This window comes from Pedobacter aquae (assembly GCF_008195825.1).
Taxonomy (GTDB): Bacteria; Bacteroidota; Bacteroidia; order Sphingobacteriales; family Sphingobacteriaceae; genus Pseudopedobacter; species Pseudopedobacter aquae.
Genome location: NZ_CP043329.1, coordinates 752,765 through 776,121 on the forward strand (window position 1 = coordinate 752,765; position 23,357 = coordinate 776,121).

At 35.1% G+C, this 23,357-nt stretch carries 19 protein-coding genes and 1 pseudogene; 15 read left to right on the plus strand and 5 right to left on the minus strand.

What is annotated here, in order from left to right; translation table 11 throughout:
* The first annotated feature begins 153 nt into the window (after positions 1-153).
* The 7 genes from FYC62_RS17220 to FYC62_RS03495 all read left to right on the plus strand — a co-directional run bounded on the left by FYC62_RS17220 (position 154) and on the right by FYC62_RS03495 (position 5,742).
* On the plus strand, positions 154-1,545 hold the full coding sequence (locus tag FYC62_RS17220) for an RHS repeat-associated core domain-containing protein (RefSeq protein WP_205943772.1): 1,392 nt from the start codon (positions 154-156) through the stop codon (positions 1,543-1,545).
* A complete protein-coding gene (locus FYC62_RS03470; RefSeq protein ID WP_149073930.1) occupies positions 1,536-1,946 on the plus strand; it encodes a hypothetical protein in 411 nt (136 codons plus the stop codon). The genes FYC62_RS17220 and FYC62_RS03470 overlap by 10 nt, the downstream gene beginning before the upstream one ends.
* 22 nt (positions 1,947-1,968) lie before the next feature.
* Positions 1,969-2,280, plus strand: a complete 312-nt coding sequence (locus tag FYC62_RS03475; RefSeq protein WP_149073931.1) for a hypothetical protein — start codon at positions 1,969-1,971, stop codon at positions 2,278-2,280.
* 344 nt (positions 2,281-2,624) lie between these two features.
* Positions 2,625-3,773: an RHS repeat domain-containing protein gene (locus tag FYC62_RS03480; protein ID WP_205943773.1), complete on the plus strand. Its 1,149-nt coding sequence runs from the start codon at positions 2,625-2,627 to the stop codon at positions 3,771-3,773.
* On the plus strand, positions 3,770-4,063 hold the full coding sequence (locus FYC62_RS03485; RefSeq protein WP_149073932.1) for a hypothetical protein: 294 nt from the start codon (positions 3,770-3,772) through the stop codon (positions 4,061-4,063). The genes FYC62_RS03480 and FYC62_RS03485 overlap by 4 nt, the downstream gene beginning before the upstream one ends.
* Positions 4,064-4,090: 27 nt before the next feature.
* Positions 4,091-4,540 (plus strand): hypothetical protein, encoded by a 450-nt coding sequence (locus tag FYC62_RS03490; RefSeq protein WP_149073933.1) that lies wholly within the window; start codon positions 4,091-4,093, stop codon positions 4,538-4,540.
* Positions 4,541-5,163: 623 nt separating this feature from the next.
* Positions 5,164-5,742 (plus strand): hypothetical protein, encoded by a 579-nt coding sequence (locus tag FYC62_RS03495; protein ID WP_149073934.1) that lies wholly within the window; start codon positions 5,164-5,166, stop codon positions 5,740-5,742.
* A 639-nt stretch (positions 5,743-6,381) separates the two neighbouring features.
* On the opposite strand, the gene FYC62_RS03500 is transcribed toward FYC62_RS03495, so the two are convergent.
* On the minus strand, positions 6,382-9,630 hold the full coding sequence (locus FYC62_RS03500) for an amidohydrolase family protein (protein WP_240534797.1): 3,249 nt from the start codon (positions 9,628-9,630) through the stop codon (positions 6,382-6,384).
* A gap of 65 nt (positions 9,631-9,695) precedes the next feature.
* Here FYC62_RS03500 and FYC62_RS18110 point away from each other — a divergent pair.
* The 3 genes and pseudogenes from FYC62_RS18110 to FYC62_RS17405 all read left to right on the plus strand — a co-directional run.
* Positions 9,696-10,645 (plus strand): annotated as a pseudogene (locus FYC62_RS18110) (RecQ family ATP-dependent DNA helicase); the annotation flags it as partial.
* 636 nt (positions 10,646-11,281) lie between these two features.
* Positions 11,282-11,404, plus strand: a complete 123-nt coding sequence (locus FYC62_RS18115) for a RecQ family zinc-binding domain-containing protein (protein WP_394348900.1) — start codon at positions 11,282-11,284, stop codon at positions 11,402-11,404.
* 8 nt (positions 11,405-11,412) lie between these two features.
* A complete protein-coding gene (locus tag FYC62_RS17405; protein WP_240534800.1) occupies positions 11,413-11,580 on the plus strand; it encodes a hypothetical protein in 168 nt (55 codons plus the stop codon).
* Here FYC62_RS17405 and FYC62_RS03510 read toward each other — a convergent pair.
* Together FYC62_RS03510 and FYC62_RS03515 are read right to left on the minus strand one after the other, a co-directional pair.
* Entirely contained in the window at positions 11,565-12,434 is an 870-nt protein-coding gene (locus FYC62_RS03510; protein WP_168199370.1) for a glycosyltransferase family 2 protein, read from the minus strand. The two genes, FYC62_RS17405 and FYC62_RS03510, sit on opposite strands and share 16 nt — an antisense overlap.
* A 479-nt stretch (positions 12,435-12,913) precedes the next feature.
* On the minus strand, positions 12,914-13,960 hold the full coding sequence (locus FYC62_RS03515; RefSeq protein ID WP_052176941.1) for a helix-turn-helix domain-containing protein: 1,047 nt from the start codon (positions 13,958-13,960) through the stop codon (positions 12,914-12,916).
* Between the two features lie 174 nt (positions 13,961-14,134).
* On the opposite strand from FYC62_RS03515, the gene FYC62_RS03520 reads away from it, so the two are divergent.
* A complete protein-coding gene (locus FYC62_RS03520; RefSeq protein WP_149073936.1) occupies positions 14,135-14,530 on the plus strand; it encodes a hypothetical protein in 396 nt (131 codons plus the stop codon).
* A gap of 65 nt (positions 14,531-14,595) precedes the next feature.
* On the opposite strand, the gene FYC62_RS03525 is transcribed toward FYC62_RS03520, so the two are convergent.
* Together FYC62_RS03525 and purB are read right to left on the minus strand one after the other, a co-directional pair.
* Positions 14,596-15,147 carry a NifU family protein gene (locus tag FYC62_RS03525; protein ID WP_039452990.1) on the minus strand — a complete coding sequence of 184 codons (552 nt, stop codon included), beginning with the start codon at positions 15,145-15,147 and terminating at the stop codon, positions 14,596-14,598.
* Positions 15,148-15,291: 144 nt separating this feature from the next.
* Entirely contained in the window at positions 15,292-16,638 is a 1,347-nt protein-coding gene (purB, locus tag FYC62_RS03530; RefSeq protein ID WP_149073937.1) for an adenylosuccinate lyase, read from the minus strand.
* Between the two features lie 159 nt (positions 16,639-16,797).
* Here purB and FYC62_RS03535 point away from each other — a divergent pair, with 159 nt between their 5' ends.
* From FYC62_RS03535 to FYC62_RS03550, 4 genes are read left to right on the plus strand one after another with little or no spacing between them, the layout of a single operon-like run.
* A complete protein-coding gene (locus FYC62_RS03535) occupies positions 16,798-17,409 on the plus strand; it encodes a TetR/AcrR family transcriptional regulator (protein WP_149073938.1) in 612 nt (203 codons plus the stop codon).
* A gap of 7 nt (positions 17,410-17,416) precedes the next feature.
* A complete protein-coding gene (locus FYC62_RS03540; RefSeq protein ID WP_240534801.1) occupies positions 17,417-18,769 on the plus strand; it encodes a TolC family protein in 1,353 nt (450 codons plus the stop codon).
* 25 nt (positions 18,770-18,794) lie between these two features.
* Positions 18,795-19,883, plus strand: a complete 1,089-nt coding sequence (locus tag FYC62_RS03545) for an efflux RND transporter periplasmic adaptor subunit (RefSeq protein ID WP_039453105.1) — start codon at positions 18,795-18,797, stop codon at positions 19,881-19,883.
* A gap of 60 nt (positions 19,884-19,943) precedes the next feature.
* Positions 19,944-23,315, plus strand: coding sequence for an efflux RND transporter permease subunit (locus tag FYC62_RS03550; protein WP_149073939.1), 3,372 nt, complete (start codon positions 19,944-19,946; stop codon positions 23,313-23,315).
* The last annotated feature ends 42 nt before the right edge of the window (positions 23,316-23,357 follow it).

Genomic DNA, 23,357 nt, shown 5'->3' on the forward strand with positions numbered 1-23,357 from the left:
GTAAGAGTATAGGTGCAGACTACGGGTTCAATATTAAAAGACAATTTTAAACTCGTTTGTTCTTGAGTATAGATTAATGATAACGCTTTTAAAAGCCCGGTAGAAATAAACGAGGAGGGTAAAGAAAGAATAAGTTTTCAGTACAATGCAGGTTTGCAGCGGGCACACATGTATTATGGCAGTACAGCAACAGAAAAAATGGACCGTCCGTATCGTCGCCATTACAGTGAAGATGGTACAATGGAAATCACCGAAGATATACAAAACGGTACCACCAATTTTGTATTTTACTTAGGAGGTGATGCTTACAGTGCACCTGCCATTTGGAAAGAAATACACCATAGCAATGCCCAACCTTTAGATGCGCAGTTATATTTTCTTCATCGCGACCATTTAGGTAGTATTGTGATGATTACAGATGCAGCAGGTAACATAGCAGAAAAAAGACAATTTGATGCTTGGGGGAATATTGTTAAATTAGAAAATGGAAATGGTGTTCCATTAAGTGCTTTTGTCATCCTCGACCGTGGATATACCGGGCATGAACATTTGTTGGGCGTAGGCTTGATACACATGAATGGCCGTTTGTACGACCCTAAATTACACAGGTTTTTACAGCCAGATAATTATGTGCAAGACCCATACAATAGCCAAAACTTTAACAGGTATGGTTATGTGTATAATAACCCATTGAGTCATGTGGACCCGAGTGGGGAGTTAGCATTCTTAGCCATAGTAGGTATAGCTGCCTTAATAGGAGGAAGCGCAAATCTAACTGTAAAGATAGTTCAAGGAAAAGTAACAGATTTTAGTAGTGGATTAAAAGCTTTTGGCATTGGTGCTGTGGCTGGTGCAGCAGGGGCAATAACGGGTGGTGCTGCATTAGGGGCAAGTGGATTAGCAGGAGCATCTATTGCAGGTGGTGCATTAGCAGGAGCAGCTGGTGCAGCAGTAGCAAGTCCAATTCAGGGAATAGGAAATATGTTGTTCTTTGGAGATAGATACTCTTTAAAACAATGGGGTAAAGATGTTTTATTTGGAGGTATAGCAGGCGGTGTAGTTGGAGGAGCTACTGCTTTATTTAAGAATAAACCGACCAATGTATGGTGGGGTGATGATGTAGCTTCTGGAAGAACACGTTTTAGCTTTAATAATACAGCTAAATATACTTCAACTAATACAAACTACTCTATCACAATAGAAGGAATTCAGAGAAATATTACTCCAGATTATATTTCCGAGGCATTAGACAATTTCGGTATCCAGGCTCAAGTTAAAAACCCTATTTATAAATCTGTTGTTGATGATTATTTGAATCAAATGAATAACGGGACATTTAACTTAAAAAGTGGTGCTGGAGGTTTTATAAATGGTAATCAAGCGTTAATTACCGATGGACATCACAAAATTATAGCTGCGACTATAAAAGGTATGCAAACAGGTAATTATGGGATTCTTAATAAAATTTTAAATAACAGTAATTTCCGACAATGGTCATCGAGTTATGGTTATAACTTTTCAAAATTTCGCACAGTATGGCAATAGTGAAGATTAATGAGCTAATTATAAACTTAGATAAAAATGCAGAATCTTATGTTTTAGGTCCTAGTAGTAATTTTGTAATAAAAATAGAATCTGATGATTATGAAATATACAACAAAATATTATTTATGGGCTTTCCTAATAATGATAATAATTCTATTTCAAATATTATTTTATCTGAAATACTTGATATTAAATATCGGTTAAAATCTAATAATGCTACTTGTTTTCTTTATAGGATTTTAGAAGAAATATATAAATATGATTACTTCATATTATTTCCAGCAGGATTAGATCCAGCAGGCATAAATTTTTTAAAAAAATTACCAAGACTGTTTAAAGAAATAGACAAAAAAATTTATGTTGTAGATCAAATGAGTTTTTCAAAGCATTTTGATTTTTAGTGATTAGGAACTTTATAAAATAATGGAAATATCTACTAAAATAAGATTATCTCTACAGCGAGCTCTAATCGGCAATTTAAGCTCTCATGTAAGAGGTATATGTTGTGACTGGAATGAATCGGAAAAATGGTTTAAGTTAAGATATTATTTGGATATTGAACCAAATGCGGAGGAAAAAGAATTACAATCAATAGTAATGACAGAATTTGAATGTGATATAAAAGATTTTGAAAAATTACATGAAGAATGTATTTATTCAAATGAACCATTCCATGTCATAGACAAATTGAAATTAGTAATCTTATGGAAAAATGAAATTGATATATTTGGTTGAGAGACTATTAGTTGTTCACCTCACTGGTCTCAGGCTTGGGGTGGTGATTTTGCAAAGAGTTTTGGCGGGACTGTTGGGTTTTCTGCGCTAGCAGGTGGAGTTGGAGCAGAATTGAGTGGAGGAGATTTTTGGAGAGGGGCTGCAACAGGGGCGACTGTGGGAGCTTTAAATCATATGGGAAATAAGGTTTTAGGAGGAGATCCTAAAAAGGCAAAATCAAAGACAACCACCCCTTCAATGGCGCAAGAATGAGGAGTAAGCCAAGCGGGCAAAGGCTTCTTGTGCCTTATAAAGCAGAAACTTTAAGATATAGCACTAAATGAAAGAAATTACAAGGCGCAGGTTTGCAGCGGGCACAAATGTACTATGGCAGTACAGCAACAGAAAAAATGGACCGTCCGTATCGTCGCCATTACAGTGAAGACGGTACGATGGAAATCACCGAAGATATACAAAACGGTACCACAAATTTTGTATTTTACTTAGGAGGTGATGCTTACAGCGCACCCGCCATTTGGAAAGAAATACACCATAGCAATGCCCAACCTTTAGATGCGCAGTTATATTTTCTTCATCGCGACCATTTAGGTAGCATCGTGATGATTACAGATGCAACAGGTAACATAGCAGAAAAAAGACAATTTGATGCCTGGGGAAATATCGTTAAATTAGAAAATGGAAACGGTGTTCCATTAACAGCCTTTGTTATCCTCGACCGTGGATATACCGGGCATGAGCATTTGTTAGGCGTAGGCTTGATACACATGAACGGCAGGTTGTATGATCCTAAATTGCATAGATTCTTACAACCGGATAATTATGTGCAGGACCCATACAATAGCCAGAATTTTAATAGGTATGGTTATGTGTTGAATAACCCGTTAAGTCATGTGGATCCGAGTGGTGAGATTGTATGGTTTGTACCTGCCTTAATCTTTATCGCTAAAGCAGCAGCAACAGGAGCAGCTATAGCTGCGGTTGGTTATACAGCTAGTGTAGCATTAAGTCCTGGAGGTTTTAACAATTGGGATTGGGGACAATTTGGGAAATCTGTGGGAATTGGGGCAATTTCGGGTGTAGTTACAGGAGGTATAGGGGAAGTGTTTGGACATGCTGCAGGTTCATTCTTAAATGAGGTTGGAAGAGCAGCAACACATGGTTTCGCTAACGGTGTAATATCCGAATTTACTGGTGGAGATTTTATGCAGGGCTTTTTATCCGGAGGTTTAGGCTCATTAGCAGGTAGCGGTTTCCAAGCTTGGGGTGGTGATTTTGCAAAGAGTTTTGGCGGGACTGTTGGGTTTTCTGCGCTAGCTGGTGGAGTTGGAGCAGAATTAACAGGTGGAGACTTTTGGAGAGGCGCAGCAGTAGGGGCTACTGTTGGGGCTTTGAATCATATGGGAAAACATTTGGGTGACGGAGATAAAAAAGAACTGACGGAAAAGGAAATTCTTTCCGTGGAGGGAAACAGAGTAAAAGAGATGGAGATATGAAAAAATATCCAAAAGAATTTAACGATTGGTACCATCAGAAAGGTAATTCTAAGCATTATAAATTGCCTGGTCAACCTGATCCTGACTTAAATGATCCATATAATGACTGGTTGCAGTTAGGTAAGCCAAAGGCATTTACAGCACCTCAAACTAACTGGAGTTGGAATGATATGAGAAATCATATTTCTACAGTTACCGGTTTAACAGGAGCTGCATTAACTACATATATTATTATCTCAGAAGGTTCAAGATTTCTTTTTCCAGTTAGGAATCTGATTCCGATTCCTTAATATTTAAAATTATTTGTAAAAAAAATTATGAGTTGTATATTATCCATTTTAGGTGAAAATTTTGATGTCGATCAGTTTGTAAACAAAACAAATATTTCTTTTAGTATAAGACATCGTGGAGATATTATTTCTGGTACTTCACCCATTGTTCGTAAAAGTAAGTTTTCTATGGCTTCAATAAGTACTAGTGAGAAAAATTACTGCAATATTACTAACCAAATTGAAGAAACTTTAGATTTCCTAATCAAGCACAAGAAAAAACTCCAGATTATTAATACTTTTCCGAGTATTGATTTTGCTACTGTAAACTTTGGTATAGATTCTACTATTGATGAAGAACATCTTACTCAAAGCTTTTATTTTCCATTAGAGTTAATAAAGATTTGTGCGGAATTGGGAATATCAATAGAAACTACTTTATATAAAAATGACATGGAGATAATTTTAGAAAAGAAACATAAGAAGAAAAGCATATAGGTTTGTTTCCCATTTTGGCAAGTTTAAGTTTTGAGCAAGAGGGTAAAAGCTGCTTGTGTCTTTTGTGTAGTCTTATGAAACAGTAAGAGTATAAGACTACGGTTTCAATATTAAGAGAGTTTTAACTCATTTGTTCTTTGAAAATTAACTATAAACCTGAGTTCGATTATAAAAATAGGCTCACCTGCGAGGTTTTTTGTACTTCATATTTGATAGCCGGTTTTTTAGGAAAGAAGCTGTAAGCCCCCATTTTGGCGCAAGTATGCAGCCAGGGTAATGAGAAGAGGGTACTTGTGCCTGAGTAAGAATTTTGTATAATTATAACGGTATGATAGAGGTTATTAAAGGTTTTGCTAATAAAGGCACAAGTACTCAGCCGCACATGGCTAAGGCTGCATACTTGCGCCAAACAGGGCTACAGGTCATATGGGTATTATGAGAAATAATATGTCGCTTGTGTATACAAACGCAACTCATGTTGCTAGTACACCAATTACTGTTAAAGGTTGGGGTGATAAAAATTGGGTTTTTAGAAGATATACAGGTAAATAAAACATATTATGTTAAGAATATCATATATAACATTTATTATATTGTTAATAAATTGTAATTTAAGTAATAGTATGGCTGTTGATTATAAATCTACTGTTACGTTATTTTTCAAAGCTGAAAATCAACTTATAAAACATCGAATATTACAAAAAGAAATATTTAATGATCCTATAGAGATATTTGAAAATAAGTTAAGTGTAATAAAGAAAGAAGCGCCTTTGATATTAATTAATACTAAAATGTATGAAAAACATTTAATAATGATGCTTAGTGATAGTTCTTTAAAAAGAGATCAGGAAACAAATACTGACATTATATTTATTTTATATCATTTATGCTATAACGATTATATAAAATCACTCAGGAGTATATTTGAAATATATAAATCAAAAAAAATTCCTTTCGATGATTTTTCGTTTGCAGTTTATCAGGATTGTTTTTTCTCCTGCCAGCTTGTACAGAATTATCATGATGAAGAATTAAAAAAACTTTATAAAGAAGTTTTAATATTTATATCCGGAAAAAGGGATAGAAAATATATTATTTTGAAAGAAAATTTAATAGGAGTGTTGAATGGACAAGCTTGGGAAATATGTAAAAAAGATATAAAAATCCAGCCTCCTATTATAGGGAGTTGTAATAGCAAATAGAATAGTCTTCAGGTGGCTGAAATGAGCCTTAACCCCCTTTGTTATCCCCCAAATGGCGCAAGAATGAGGGGCAGGCTAAAGCGGTAACGGCTTCTTGTGCCAGATAAAGCAGGGAATTTAGTTTTTTGCATAAGCCAATAAAACCCTTATTTTCATACAATGAGCAGGAAGTATAAGTTTCGCGACTAAAGCCGATTGTATTTCATAAGTTTTGTAGTAGTCTATTAGATAGACTTATTTATAAGGATTTCCTCCCTCTTTTATTCTCCCTCCAGAGGGAGATACTGGGTGGCATATCTAACCAGTGTATTAAATAGAAATTATTATTTTATAAGAATAAAATTTATGCTCCTTCTACTTTCTACTCAAAATCCCTCCAGAGGGAGATACTAGGATGCAAACCTAGCAAGCGAGTTAAGCAAAAGCTCATTTTATAAGATAAAAGGTATCCTCCTCTTTGAGGAGGTGCAGGAGGAGGTAAATAAAACTATTTTTAAGAGGTTATCAATCAACCAACTAACTCCGGACAGTTATCGAGACTAACCACCTAACCACCTAACCAACTAATACCTAACCACCTAACCAACTAATACCTAACCACCTAACCAACTAACCAACTAACACCTAACCAACTAAACCCTAATCACACTCTGGTACAGTGAAAGTCCAGGTTTGTACTTCACCATCTGGTACTAAATAGTTTTCGGTTTTACTGTATTGCCACCAGAATTTACCTCTAGGCTGTATATTATCGCCTAATTCTCGCATGGTTTCGCCTTCAAATAAGCGGCCATTCATCATCACATATTGGATACTTTCTGTATTTCTGATGTCTTCCAATGGGTTTTCATTTAGCACAATTAAATCTGCTAGTTTGCCTTTTTCTAGAGAGCCAATTTCTTTACTCATACCCAAATAATCTGCACCGTTGATGGTAGCGGCTTTAAGGGCTTCATGTGGGCTCATTCCGCCTTGTGCCAACATCCACAGTTCCCAATGTGCACCTAAACCTTGTAATTGCCCATGCGCACCTAAATTTACTTTGGTGCCACCAGCAGCAAGTTGGTTAACAGCTTTAGAAACTTCTATATGGCCGTAATCGCCATATTCAGAAGTATTTCTTCTTCTAGACCTAGGGTCTATAATAGAACGAGGAACAAATTCGCCCAGTTTTTCATTCTCCCAAACATTGGTTCTATCGTACCAATAGTTTTCACCAGATTGCGAGCCATAAGAAACAATTAAAGTTGGGGTATAAGCTGTTTTGCTGGCATTCCAGAAAGTAGTCACGTCTTTATAAATAGGCACTACTGGAATATTATGCTCTATGCCCGTATGTCCATCGGCAATCATATTCATATTATGGAAGAAAGTAGAACCGCCTTCTGGCATCACTTCCATTTTAAGTTCTCTAGCGGCTTGCAAAACTTGTTGTCTTTGCTCTCTTCTAGGCTGGTTATAAGATTTTACAGAAAAAGCACCAACCGCTTGCATCCTTTTTAAATGGAATCTGGCATCATCAATACTATTGATAACGGCTTTGAAATCTCCATCGGCACCATATAAAATAGTACCGGTAGAGTATAATCTTGGTCCAATTAATCGGCCTGATTTAATCATCTCAGACTGGCTGAATACCATTTCTGTGTTGCTTGAGGGGTCATGAGCAGTGGTAACACCATAAGCTAAATTAGCAAAGTAAGACCAATCTTGTTGCGGACTAATGCCATCCGGACTGGTATGTAAATGTGCATGCACATCAATTAAACCGGGGATGATCGTTTTTCCATATACACCATAAACTTTTGCATCTGCTGGAATGGTTACTTCGCTCTCTTTTCCTAAGGCTATAATCTTATTTTTTTCGATGATGATGGTGCCATTTTCTATCACTTCATTATCTTTCATGGTGATAATTTTTGCGCCTTTTAAAGCTATTTTACCACTAGGCGTAGCGGTTTTAAGTTTTAAATCTATGAGCAGGCCAAGGCTATCTGTCTTGGTGATTTTACTGCCCGGTTCATCCACAAAATCAAAAGCATCTTTAATTTCTCTGCTATAGTATTTTGGGCCTAATGTCCAGTGGATAGCTTTGCTGTCTTTACTCCAATGTACATAGCTACCTGCATCTTTACTTAGTTTTTTTAGCGGATAAGCTTTTTGGTTAGCAGATAAATCTATGTTTTGTACGGTTTGTAGTAAAGGCACTAAATACACATTAAACAATTCTTGAAAAGCTAGCCATTTGCCATCTGGACTAGGAATAAAATCTGTGGTATAAGTTGAGGTATAATGAATTTTGGTGTGGTTACCATTTAAATCGCAACTGCTTAATGTTTTTTTGCCGTTTTCTCTGGCTTGGTAATAAATACGGTTATCTTGTTCATTAAACATAGGTTTAACACCTTTTTTGGTGATTAATTTTGCTTGTCCGCCGTTGGCAGATACCATATAAATACCCGGATTTTTGCCATAAGTATAGCCCAAAACATCATTACCAACACCTTTTACATATACAATTTGGTCGCCTTTGTTATTAAATTTTGGAGAATAGTAAAAGCCACGCTCCGGACTTATGGTCGTAATTCTTTTGGTTTTAAGATCTATTTTTTGGATGCTTCCGCGGAGTTCATCGTTCCAAGTGGTGTAAACGATAGATTTTCCATCAGGACTAAAGGATGGTTCAAATTCCCAGTCGTTGCCCTCTGTTAATCTTTCTACTTTTCCGCTAGGTAGGGCTTTGGTATAAATATATCCCGCAGCGTTAAAAGCTACCGATTTACCATCTGGAGAGGTAGCCAGTTGTCTCACCATTTTAACATCAAAATCATCTGTGAAAACAGTTTGGTTAAACCTTACCGCATCAGCAATGTTTTGTTTTACATTTACTTGAAACGGAATTTCTGTCACCACTAAGTTTTGTACATCAACTTTTTTGATTTTTCCTTTGGCATAAAATATTAAGGAGTGATTATCTGGTGTCCAATTAAAGTTTGGATACAAACCAAAAATAGCCCATGCTTCTTGTTGGTCTCTTGATAAATCATCAAAAACAGGGTATTCTTCTCCGGTTTCTAGGTTATGTACAAAAAGCTGAGATTTTAAACGCACCCTTTTTACAAAAGCTAGCATTTTGCCATCTCTGGAAATTTGCGGCCTAACAGCACCGCCTGGGCCACCTATAACAGTTTCTATGCTGCCATCATTGAAATTAAGTTTTTTAATGGCGTAAATATCCCCATTAGGGTCTTTATTGTATTGGAAATATGGTCCCGGACTAACATCTTCACTAAAATAGACTGATTTGCCATCAGGAGCAGTATGAGGCTCGCCCAAATCTTGCTGATCGTTTTTTCTTTTGGTGAGTTGGATGCCTTCTAAACCGCCAGAAATATGGTACATCCAAAGTTCTCCAGCACCTAAAGAACGGTAGCCGGTATAATGCTTTCTAGCGATGATATATTTGCTATCAGCCGTCCAAACGGCATTATTTAATAAACGGAAATCTTCTTTGGTAACTTGTTTTTTGCCTGTACCATCGCTATTCATGATCCAGATATTATCGCCTCCATTTTTATCACTGGTAAAGGAAATGTATTTCCCATCGGGTGAGTAGCGGGGTTGTACTTCCCAAGCAAAACCTCCAGATAGCAATTCTGCACTGCCTCCGGTAATAGGTATTCTGTAAATATCACCTAAAAGGTCAAATATGATGTGTTTTCCATCCGGACTAACATCTAAATTCATCCAAGTTCCTTCATCGGTTGTAAAGGATAATGGCTTTAAGGTAGTACCGGGGTTTTCTATATTCCATTTTTGATTTTCTTGTGCCAACGCTGCCATAGCGAAACCGCAAAGAAAAAGACTTAGTTTTAGAAAATTTTTCATCACAAATACATCTTATTAAAGCTGCAATTTAATAAATTTTATAGCTTTGGTTAGCTAGGCTTTTTATGACGATATACGAAATTTTAAAGCAATATTGGGGTTACGATAGCTTTAGACCACTTCAAGAGGATATTGTAACATCTGTATTAAACAAAAATGATACATTGGCTTTGCTGCCTACCGGCGGAGGTAAATCTATATGCTTCCAAGTTCCGGCTATGGCTATGCCAGGCATTTGTATTGTGGTTTCGCCATTAATTGCTTTGATGAAAGACCAGGTAGAGAACCTACAAAAAAAGGTATCAATGCGATGGCCATCATATCAGGTATGGGGAAACGGGAGATTGATATTGCCTTAGATAATTGTATTTATGGACCTGTAAAATTCCTCTACATATCTCCAGAAAGATTGGCTACAGATTTGGTTCGAGAGCGCATTAAATACATGAAAGTGAATTTGTTTGCGGTAGATGAAGCCCACTGTATATCTCAATGGGGATATGATTTTAGGCCTCCTTATTTGCAGCTTACCGCGATGCGGGCTTTACACCCAGATGTGCCTATGTTGGCCTTAACAGCATCGGCAACAGAGCAGGTACAGGCAGATATCATGCAAAAATTGGAGTTTAAAAGCGCTAAAGTTTTTAGAAAGAGCTTTGAACGAAGTAACCTTTCTTACTCGGTTTTAAACCTTGAAAATAAGTTACAAAAACTGATAGAAGTTTGTCAGAAAGTACCTGGAAGCGGTATTGTTTACGTAAAAACCAGAAAGGATACTGTTGAAATTGCTAAATATCTTTACCAACACGGTATTAGCGCTAGTTATTACCATGCAGGTTTAGATGCTGATGCCAGAAGTAAAGCCCAACAAATGTGGATTGGCAATCAGCTTAGGGTAATGGTAGCTACCAATGCTTTTGGTATGGGTATAGATAAGCCCGATGTGCGTTTTGTGATACATTACGAAATGCCCGAGAGTTTAGAAGCTTATTACCAAGAAGCGGGTAGGGCAGGTAGAGATGAGAAAAAGGCTTTTGCCGTATTATTTTATCAAAAAATAGATAAAATATTGTTTGAGAAGCGCTTTGAACAGAATTTTCCACCTTTAGAAGAAGTTAGAAGATACTACCATTTATTGTGTAATTATTTAAAAATACCTTTTGAAGCAGGGGAAGGGGTTATGTATGAGTTTCATGTTGGGGATTTTTGTCAGAAATTCCAGTTAGATGTTATTACGGCTTTAAGTGCTATTAAAACTTTAGAGCAAAATGCTTATTTGGCTTTAAGCGAGCAAGCTTTATTGCCAAGCAGAATTCAGTTTTTGGTTAACGGAGAAGATTTATATAAATTTCAGGTAGAGCAAGCTCGTTACGATTTATTTATCAAAAGTATTTTAAGAGCTTATGGCGGTGCTTTCGATTATTTTGTAGCTATAAAAGAGGTTGATTTGGCCTCTAAAAACCAAATCAGGTTTGATGATGTGGTGAAAATGCTTCAAGAAATGCATGATTTAGGCGTAATCAGTTATATCAAAAAAACAGATAAACCTTTGCTCACCTTTTTGAAACCACGCTATAAAACAGAAGATTTATACCTCGATTTTAACTTTTATCAAGAAAGAAAAGCCATTTACCAAAGTAAAATGACAGCCATGCTGGCTTATGTAGCACAAGATAAATGCAGAAGCGAGCAAATTTTAGCTTATTTTGATGAAACAGATACCAAATCTTGTGGCGTTTGCGATGTTTGTATCAATAAAAAAGAGCGCTTTTAAAAGCCGAGATGATTGCAGCCGTTTTAGAAACTTTAGCTTTTAAACCGCTTGGCTTGGATGATTTGGTAAAAGCTATTAAAATAGGTTCAGAAAAAGATAAGTTGAGTGTGATAAGGCTTTTGTTAGAAGCTGGAGATATTTATAAAGCCGAAGACCAGTATCAGCTTAAAAAATGATGTAACTGCAATAGCTTGTATAATTGTAGTTTTTTGATGGTAAAATAGCTTGGCTTTTCTTGTGCTAGACTTTTTCTTAAAAAAGGCTTTAAATTCTTTAATAAACTCAATAATCCAGTTTTCTGTAATATCAGATAATGACGAACAAGCGGAATTTCTTTTAAAAGATGATTATAACGAGGCTCTTTTATCAGTTGAGCTAAGTTTTGTACAGCATCATCAGTATCAGTAATAAATTCTTGGTTTGTTTTCAATTGCAGATGCATAACAGGGTTATCTAAATTTCTAATGGTATAACCCTTAGCTTTAGCCATCAGACCAAAAAGGACATCTTCATAGCCATAATGCGTTAAATCTTCATCAAATTGTACCTCCTTAAAAACTTCTTTTTTGATGAAGAAATTATTGCTATGGAAGGCTTGTTTTGCAGCCAACATTTCTTGTTTGGTGCCATAAAAATGATGTAAAGCTTCTTCTTCTTTAGTTTTTTCAGGATAATTTCTTAAACCACAAATAATATCAATATTGGGGTTTTGATGATGAAAATTGATGTAGTTGATGATGAAGTTTGGGTTTATGATATGGCTATCTCCATCCAAAAATAATAAAAAAGGGTAGGAGGCCTCAGTGGCTAAAAGGTTTCTAATGGCTGCTCTACCGATGTTTTTCTCTAGCAAAATGATTTTAAAACCCGCTTTTTTAAACTGTTGTAAATAGCTTTTTTGTGCTGGTAAAGAAGCATCATCAATAATAATAATCTCAAAATTTAAGCGCAGGTTTAAGCATTGCTGTTCTAATTCTATAAACAGCGCTTCATTAATGAAATTATAATGTGGTACAACTATAGAAAGCACTTTGCAAAATACAATTCTTTCATCTTAAATGGATAATGCTCTAAAACGTAATATTTTTATCACTATTCAATTTATTGATAAAGAGTGTTTTATAATTGTTTATAAGATGCTTAAATTTATATCATAAGCTACGGTATCTTATGATGCAAAGGTTAAACAAGAGGTGCTGTAGCTTATTAAAACTCTTTTTTTATTCTATCTATCCAACGAGAGAGTTCTGATATCCGGAGCTCTCTCATTTTTTTAGAATAAGCCTAATAATAAAAATAACAAGCATTAAAAATGCCAACCAAAAGCCTATAATAAGGTTGTCAATATTATGGGTATAAATGAGGTTTAATGCTGTAATAAAAATAAGAATGATAAGAGTAATTAAGATGATGATAATGCGCATAAATAGAGATATGCTGCAATATTAAGGGCATCTTTCTTTTTATTTAAGCTTTTGCTTAATTAGACTATTATATTATGCTTATGAATTAATAATCCTTTAGGCTAGCCCTTTTAGCCAAAGATTTTATCTGTTGCGATAGCTCTTTTGGATTTAACCCATAAGCTTCTTTAAAAATCCTAGAAAAATAGCTTTTATTAATAATACCAATCTGTTCTGCTATCTCGCTAATATTTAATTCGCCTAAAATAAGTTGGTCGCGGGCAAATTCTAATCTTAAGTTTCTAAGGTAGTTATTTACCGATGTTTCAAACATATGCTGGAAACCTTCTTGTAGCTTGGTGGTATTGGTACCTACTCTTTTAGCTAAATCTTTAATAGTAATGGGCTTGGCTAACTCTTCTTTAAGGATTTTAGCAGCGTTTTCAATTTGTCTTAAATCAGCTTTTCTAAGTATTTTTTTTCTAGAATCTTTACGTTGGTCGTCTTCAAAATCTTGAATTTGTATGCTCAATATTTCGTTTGCTTTACCTTCTAATAATAACCTTCTAGCAAAGCGTTTTTGTTTAGAAGAATTAATGTCTTGTATACATTTTGCCATAGCTAAACTATAATTGCCATGATAATAAAATAAATGTTTAGCTCTTAAATCTTTAAAAACACTTCTTAGTCTTTTGTCTAGATTATCGATATCGCAATCTATTTTAGTCTTAAAATCAGTACGATTAATTTCTAAGCTATTCATCCTAATTTGTGTGTTTTTAGGAAATATCAGCACATGCCCGTTTTTAGAAGAACTAGAAACCACCACATTCTGAAACTGATCTATTTGGTGGATGTCTTCTTTCTCCTCAAAACGATGTTTTAAACAGCCTTCGCTACAATAAATAAATTTTAAGGGGTGTATATTGTTTAAAGAGAAATGAATATGCACATCTTCTTTAAAAAAGCAGTTGTATTCTATTAAACCAAAACCCAGCGTAAAATTTATACCTCTAATTAATCCTTTACCATAAGTTGCTGGTATATTTAGGATATACTCGTTACAGTTTTTATCATAAGAAGTTTTCATTTCTTCTGCCAGGTTAGCAATTACATCTTTAAGAGGTAATGATCTTACATAGAGCTCCATCATGGTATTGGTAGTTATAAATATGTTATTTAAGTCAAATAAATACTTTACAATTCAATTGCCAGAAATGATAAAATCAACAAAAGGGGGCTATAAATTATTTGATTATAAGTGCTTTATATTTTGGAACGGTTTTTTAAGTATCCTACCTGCATTTATCAATTTATCTATACAGCTATGAAAACATCAATTTTAACAGCGGCAATACTTGCAGGTTCTGTGGCCTATGCTACAAATGTATTGCGGGTGTCTTCTAATGAAGCCATTTATGGTTATGAGCTTCTATCTGATACTACCGATACGAGTAGGAAAAACAAAAGTGATAAAACCATTAGAGATACAACTAGCAAGCCAATTTTAAAATCAGCACCTGTACCGGGTAGGTCTAATATTCCTGATCCAAAATATCCAGTACCTAATAACCCTATAGATACGGTTAGGGTAAACCCTGATGTTACTAAAGATCCAAACAGGCAGCCAAATGTGCCGCCTCCGGTTCCTACTCCAAGTCAGCCTAATCCGCCAACTTCGTCACCAGCACCTATTCAGCCCGGTACGCCACCACAACCTTAAGAAGTAATAAAAAAGGGATATCCTGTTTTAAGAATGTCCCTTTTTAAAATGTTTTTAACGGTATTTTAAAGTGCCTCAGAAACTACTTCTTTAACCTCCGGAACCATTCTTTGTAATAAACTTTGGATACCAGATTTTAAAGTAATGGTAGAAGAAGGGCAACCGCTGCAAGAACCTCTTAGCTCTACTGTTACGATACCATCTTCAAAAGATTTGTAGCTGATAGCACCACCATCTTGCTCCACTGCTGGTCTTACATAATCGTATAAAATTTGCTGAATTTTAACTTCTACCTCAGTACCTTCAAAATTTACATTTTCATCTTGTGCTTTTTCTTGTACATTGTATTCTGATTCTACAGCACCTTTTACAAATTCTTTTAAGATAGGTTCAATATCGTTCCAATCTGCATCTTCTGTTTTGGTAACAGTAACAAAGTTACTTGCGAAAAATACGCCATTAACAAAGCTAAATTTGTATAATTCTGATGCAAATCTTGATACAGAAGCACTTTCTTTAGTGGCGTAATCTACACTTCCGTTGATTAATAATTTGTTAACAATGAATTTCATTGTTGACGGGTTAGGTGTTGATTCTGTATATACTGTAATGTTCATGTCCTTGAGATTTTTCACAAAAATACTATCATTATGACTAACCCTATCATGTAGATTTAGTTTTTACCTCTTCATGACTGTTTAAAAAAGAAAACGCCAATTTGAAATGCATCAAATTGGCGTTTTACAAAGCTGAATTAAATCTTAAAATATCCCAGTATAATTAGACGGAGTAATTTGCTTCAATTCGGCTTTTATAGTATCAGAAACATCTAAAGTATTTACAAACTCTGCAATAACGGTGGCATTTATGCCTGTATTGGTACGTGTTAAGGCTTTTAAGGCTTCGTAAGGGTTAGGGTAGTTTTCTCTTCTTAAAATAGTTTGTATAGCCTCTGCTACTACAGCCCAATTGTCTTCTAAATCTTGAGCTATTGCATCTTGGTTTAACAATAATTTATTTAAACCTTTAACCGTTGATTTTAAGGCTATTAAAGTATGTGCTAATGGCACACCTACATTTCTTAAAACGGTAGAATCTGTTAAATCTCTTTGTAAACGACTAACCGGTAGTTTAGCTGCTAAATGCTCGTAAAGGGCGTTTGCAATACCCACATTTCCTTCAGAGTTTTCAAAATCTATCGGGTTAACTTTATGTGGCATCGCCGATGAACCAACTTCGCCAGCTTTTATTTTCTGCTTAAAGTAGTTCATAGAAATATAGGTCCACATATCTCTATCTAAGTCTAAAATGATATTATTGATTCTTTTTAGCGCATCAAATTGTGCTGCCAGATTATCATAATGTTCTATTTGTGTGGTGTATTGAGACCGACTTAAACCTAATTGTTGGTTTACAAATTTATTACCGAAATCTTGCCAATTGATATTGCCATAAGCTACGTGGTGGGCATTAAAGTTTCCAGTAGCACCACCAAATTTTGCCGCAAAAGGAACAGCTTTTAGTTGTTGATATTGTTTTTCTAAGCGCTCTACAAACACCAAAATTTCTTTACCCAGTTTGGTTGGCGATGCTGGCTGCCCATGCGTATGTGCGAGTAGAGAAATATCTTTCCAATCTGAAGCTAATTGTTTTAATAGCGCAATTACAGCCTCTATTTCAGGATAAATAACTTGTTCTAACCCTAATTTTAAAGAATAAGGGATAGCTGTATTATTGATGTCTTGTGAGGTTAAGCCAAAATGGATAAACTCTTTAAATTCACCTAATCCTAATTCATCAAACCTGTTTTTAATAAAATATTCTACAGCTTTAACGTCGTGGTTGGTGGTTTTTTCAATCTCTTTAATTTCTAAAGCATATTCTTCTTTAAAGTCTTGATAAATCTTTCTTAAATCAGGGAACTTTTTAGCGTCAAAGTTTTGAAGTTGCGGCAGCTTTACTTCGCACAAAGCGATAAAGTATTCTATTTCAACAAAAACACGGTATTTTATTAAGCCAGCTTCAGAAAAAAACTCACCTAATTGTTTAGTTGCTTGATGATATCTGCCATCAACTGGAGAAATCGCGTATAAAGAAGATAAACTCATGTTAAAAATTTTTGCAAAAATACAAAAATGAGCGGGATAGGCTAAGGAAAGATGAAATGATTCTTGTGAATTGTCATAAATCAGTCTATAAATAATTTTTTTAAATGGAAACTTTGGAAATGATAAAAGTTTCCATAGTTTTGTCGGCGATTAGAAATTATGGAAGAAGTGCAGTTATACATCATTAAAGAAGCAGAAAAGCTGTTTATGAAATACGGTTTGCGCAGTGTTACCATGGATGATATTGCTAAGCATTTGGGTATGTCTAAAAAAACACTCTATGTAAACTTTAAGGATAAGAATGATTTAGTAAACCACATGTTTACAACAATTTTAAAGGAAGATGAATGTCAGTTAGCATGTTGTAGTGCCGAGGCTGAAAACGCTATAGATGAGATGTTCAAAATTATGAATTATCTAAAAGATAGTCTTTCTGGTATCAATCCGATTGTTTTTTACGATTTAGAGAAATACCATGCAGAAGCAAACGGCATTATGAAAGATTTTAAACATGGCCATATTTTTCAGAAATGTAAAATCAATTTAGAACGCGGTATCAAAGAGGGTTTATATCGTGAGGATTTGAATATCGAAGTTTTGGCAGCTTCTAGGGTAAGCCAGATAGATTGGGTATTTGAATCAGACTTGGTACGTGGTGGAAAATACAGCCTTTATGAAGTTATCAATGAAATTACTTACCACTTTGTTTGTGGTGTAGTTAATGATAAGGGATCAAAATTAATTAATGAATATAAAGATAAGTACAAATAATAAACACATGATAGCCAACAGAATGCTGCTTGCAGCAATATTAAGTTTAATTTCTTCTTCTGTTTTACTGGCCCAAACAGATACGGTAACCACACACAGTTTTACCTTAGAAGAGTGTATTCAGTATGCTTATAAACATCAAACAGATGTTTTAAATGCAGACATAGACCAGAAAATTGCCGATGCTAAAGTAAAAGAAACGATTGGTATAGGTTTACCGCAAATTAGTGGAAATGCTAGGTTTCAGGATTTCTTGAAGATACCAACTTCTTTAATACCTTCAGAAATCTTTGGTGGGGCTCCAGGTACTTTTACACCAGTACAATTTGGGGTTAAGTACCAATCAACCACGGGTATAGATGTTAGTCAGCTTTTATTTGACGGAAGTTATATTGTAGGTTTACAAGCCTCTAAAACTTTTAAAGAACTTTCTCAAAGAGCTTTTACAAGAACTAAAATAGAAACTAATGTTTCTGTAAGAAAAGCTTATTACATGGTTTTAGTAAATAATGAGCAGTTAGACTTATTAAATGCAAACATTAGCCAATTAGGAGAGCAATTAAAACAAACAAAAGCTTTAAATGAAAATGGTTTTGCAGAAAAAATTGATGTAGATAGGTTAAATGTGTTGTACAATAACCTAGTTACAGAAAGAGAAAACATAAAACGTTTATTAGCATTAGGCAACCAAATGTTAAAGTTTCAAATAGGGATGCCTGTTGAGCATACTTTAATCGTAGAGGGTAAAATTGCAGATGTTAATTTAGCTGATAATGAAGAAGTTGTTTTAGATACCACAGCTTACAAAAGTAGAATTGAGTACAGCCTAACCCAAACTCAAATTAAGTTGAATGAGTTAGATTTAAAGAGATATAAATCTCAATACCTACCTAGTTTGGCAGCTTTTGGTTCTGGTGCTTACCAATTCCAAAGTAATAATTTTAACCAGCTTTACGATAATAGGTTTCCAACAGTAGTGGTAGGCTTACAATTAAATGTTCCCATTTTTAGTGGTTTCCAAAAAGCAAACCGAGTGGCGCAAGCTAAACTAGAACTACAAAAATCTAATAATAACTTGTTTCAGGTTAAAAACTCCATCAACCTAGATATTAAAAATAGCGCTACCAGTTTCAGAAATAGCATAGCCTCTTTAAACAACCAAAGAGCTAATTTAAACCTAGCTAATGAAATCTTAAGGGTTTCTAAAATTAAATACGAACAAGGTGTGGGATCTAGTATAGAAGTTACACAAGCGCAAACATCATTAAAAGAAGCAGAAAATAACTATATCAACGCGTTATATGATGCTTTAGTAAATAAAGTAAACTTAGACAAGGCAAGCGGTAAAATCAATGAATAATCAAAAAAATATAATCCATAATACAATGAGAAATTTTATATACCTAATCGTTATCGTGTTTTTAGCAGCTTGCGGAAGCGGCGATGATAATAAAAAAGCGCAGTTAGATAAGCTTAAAAAAGAACAAGCTGAGATAAATGCTAAAATAGCTAAGCTAGAAGCCGAGCTAGGTTCTAACAAAGACACTTTGTACAAAGATGTAAATGTTCACGAGGTTAAATCATCAACCTTTAAAAACTATATAGAAATACAAGGTAGGGTAGATGCCGAAGAAAACGTACAAGTTAACCCACAAGCTGCAGGTGTATTAACTAAAATATTTGTAAACATTGGGCAAAATGTTTCAAAAGGACAAGTTATTGCTCAGATAGATGATGCTGTTCTTCGTCAGAGTATGGCACAATTACAAACACAATTAGACTTAGCTACAAATCTTTACAACCGCCAGAAAAATCTTTGGGACCAAAAAATTGGTACAGAGGTACAGTTCTTAAATGCTAAAACTCAAAAAGAAGGTTTAGAAAAGCAAATGGCAGTTTTAAGACAGCAAGCTGCTATGTATCAAGTAAAATCGCCAATAAATGGTACCATAGATCAATTAGACTGGAAAATTGGTATGGCTGTACAACCAGGTGCACCAGGCGTAAGAATTGTAAATGCTAATGATTTAAAAGCAAAAGCTTTATTGTCTGAAACTTACGCATCAAGAATAGATAAAGGTGATGAAGTAGAAATCATCATTCCAGATGCTAAAGATTCTTTAACTACGAAACTTTCTTTTACTTCTAAAGTGATAGATCCAACTTCAAGAAGTTTTAGTATTGAGGTAAACTTACCAAGCAAGAAAATTTATCGTCCTAATATGTTAGCAGTTTTAAGAATTGTTGATTACGAAAAAGCAAATGCCTTAACTGTACCTATTAAAGCTGTACAAAAATCAGAAGCGGGAGATTATTTACTACTTGCTGATAATGGAAAAGCAAAACGCGTAGCCGTTAAAATAGGTAATGTTTATAACGGTATGGCAGAAGTGTTAAGTGGTTTAAATGCTGGTGATAAAGTTATTACCATAGGCTTTAACAACCTTAACGAAGGTGATTTAGTTAAGTTTTAATCGTACTATAAATAAGATGTTTTTACCTGTTCATAAACAGGGTTGATTAAATAAACAACAATGAAAGACGTACAAAAAGAATTTAAACCCGCCAGTTGGGCAATAGATAACAAGACGGCTATCTATGTCCTTACGGTGATATTATTAATAGCAGGTTACTTTGCCTATGTAAGCCTGCCTAAAGAAAACTTTCCGGAGATTTCTATCCCTAAGATATTTGTAACCACAGTATATCCGGGTACTTCTCCAGAAAATATGGAGAATTTAGTAACCAAGCAGTTAGAAAAGCAAATAAAGTCTCAGCAAGGGCTAAAAAAAGTTACTTCTAATTCTTATCAGGATTTTTCTTTCATCACAGCAGAGTTTAATGCCGATGTTGACATTAAAGATGCAAAACAAAGAATTAAAGATGCTGTAGATAAAGCTAAGCAAGATTTACCTACTGATTTGCCAGATGATCCTGAGGTTTTAGATATTAATTTATCTGATTTGCCTATCATGTATCTCAACTTATCTGGAGATTATGATTTGAAAACCTTAAAGCAATATGCTGATGATTTAAAAGATAGGGTAGAGGCTTTACCAGAAATTTCGGGTGTTGATATTGTTGGTGCTTTAGATCCAGAAGTTCAAATCAATGTAGATATGAATAAAATGGCGGCTGCACAAATATCTTTTTCTGATATAGGTAGAGCTGTTGAGTACGAGAATGTTTCAGCATCTGGAGGTACTGTTCCTATGGATGGCGTTAGACGTACCTTAAACATTAAAAAAGAATTTGCTTCTGCCGAGGAGATAGCCAATATCGTAGTTAAAAACCCGATGGGGGCGTCTGTTTATTTGAGAGACATTGCTCAAGTTGTAGATGGTTTTAAAGAGCAAGAATCTTTTGCTCGTTTATATGGTAAAAACGTAATTACACTAAACGTTAAAAAGCGTTCTGGAGAGAACTTAATTGAAGCTTCTGATAAAATAGAGGCTGTAATTGCCGAAATGAAGGCAAAGCAGTTTCCTAAAGGCTTAGAAATTGTTACTACCGGAGACCAATCAGACCAAACCCGTGTTACTTTACACGATTTAATCAATACCATCATCATTGGTTTTATTTTGGTTACCCTGATATTGATGTTCTTTATGGGAGTTACCAACGCGTTTTTCGTGGCATTATCGGTACCATTATCTATGTGTGTGGCTTTCTTATTGATGCCTACTATTGGTTTTACCATGAACATGATTGTATTGTTCTCTTTCCTACTCGCTTTAGGGATTGTGGTGGATGATGCCGTGGTGGTTATAGAAAATACGCACCGTATTTTCGATAATGGAAAAGTTCCTATTAAACAAGCTGCAAAAATGGCTGCTGGAGAGGTGTTTTTACCCGTGTTCTCTGGTACCATGACAACCTTAGCGCCATTTATTCCATTAGCATTTTGGCCAGGTATTATAGGCGAGTTTATGTTCTTCTTACCTATAACACTTATCATTACCTTGTTAGCTTCTTTATTGGTTGCTTATATCATTAACCCGGTTTTTGCGGTTGATTTTATGACTGCTCATGAGCATGATGATACACATAAGCCAACTTTTGATAAACAAGTTAAAAAGGTACTTAAATATTTTGCTGGTGCTGCTTTATTAGCCTATATCATTGATTTTGGCTTTGGTAATATGGTAGTTGTATTGGCACTATTTTACTTATTACAGCATTTTTATCTTAACAGGGTTATCTATAAATTCCAAAATCAAGTATGGCCAAGGTATCAAGATAAATATGCCAATTTCTTGAAATGGGCATTGCACAGGCCTTATACTATTTTAGGAAGTACTTTAGGTTTATTGGTGTTTTCCATCATCTTCACCATGATTATGAAACCTAAATTTGTATTCTTCCCAACGGCCGATCCTAACTTTACTTATGTATACATCAGTTTACCTGTTGGTACAGACCAAGCTTATACCAACGAAGTAACCAAAAAGGTTGAAGCTAAAGTTGCAGCCGTAGTAGATAGTATGGGGAAACACAATGTTTCTTCTATCATCTCTAACGTAACTAAAGGTGTAACCGATCCTCAGGATGAAGATCAAGGTGATTATCCAAACCGTGGAAAGGTTACCGTGGCTTTTGTGGAGTTTGGTAAACGTAGCGGCAAGCCAACAACAGAGTACATGGCTGCTATAAGAGAAGCTGTAAAAGGTGTTCCTGGGGCAGAAATTTCTGTTACGCAAGAGCAATCTGGTCCGCCAACTGCTAAACCTATAAGTATAGAAATTACTGGTGATGATTTAGACTCTTTAGTAGTAACATCAGAAAGATTAAAAAAATATTTAGTAGCTAAAAATATACCTGGGGTAGAGGAGTTAAAATCAGACTTCCAAAACAATAAGCCAGAAATCATTTTTGATATTGATAGAGAAAGAGCCAACCGCGAAGGTATTTCTACCGGACAAATTGCTCTTGATTTAAGAACAGCTCTTTATGGTAAAGAAGTTTCTAAATTCCGTGATTTGGATGAGGATTATGAAATTAATGTAAGAGCTCAGGAAGACCAACGTAATAGTTTAGAAGCTTTAAGAAACTTAAAAATCACTTATCGTGATATGGGTATGGGCGGCATGATTCGTCAAGTACCACTTTCTTCTTTTGCTGATATTGATTATGTAAATACTTACGGAGGCATCAAGCGTAAGCAACAAAAAAGAATCATTATTTTATCATCAAACGTATTGTCTGATTATAATGAGAACGAAGTTGTAGCCAATATTCAAAGAGAAATTAATCAGTTTAACGCTCCTGATGGCGTATTGGTGAAAATGGCTGGTGCACAAGAAGAACAGGCAGAAACGGCAGCTTTCTTAGGTCTAGCCTTAGGAGTAGCTTTCTTCCTGATTTTGATTATTCTGGTTATACAGTTTAACTCGGTAGGTAAGCCAATCATCATTTTAAGTGAAATTCTGTTCAGTATCATTGGGGTATTGTTAGGTATTAGCTTATTTAAAATGGAAATGTCTATTGTAATGATGGGGGTAGGTATTGTTGCGCTAGCTGGTATTGTGGTGCGTAACGGTATATTACTGGTAGAATTTGCCGATTTAATGATAGAGCAAGGTATGCAACCTTTTGAAGCTGTTTTAGAAGCTGGTAGAACCAGGATGACGCCGGTATTGCTTACTGCAACTGCAACCATGTTAGGTTTAGTGCCATTGGCGGTAGGCTTAAACTTAGATTTTGCTAAGCTCTTCTCAGAAGGTAATCCGCATATTTATTTTGGTGGAGATAACGTAGCTTTCTGGGGGCCTTTATCATGGACTATGATATTTGGTTTAAGTTTCGCAACCTTCTTAACCTTAATACTTGTACCTTCTATGTACTTGATTAGGATAAGAATAAAAGAAAGATTATTCAAAAAGAAAACTCAAGAAGTTGAGGCATAAAAAAAGGGAGCGAAAGCTCCCTTTTTTGTTTTTTATCAGATA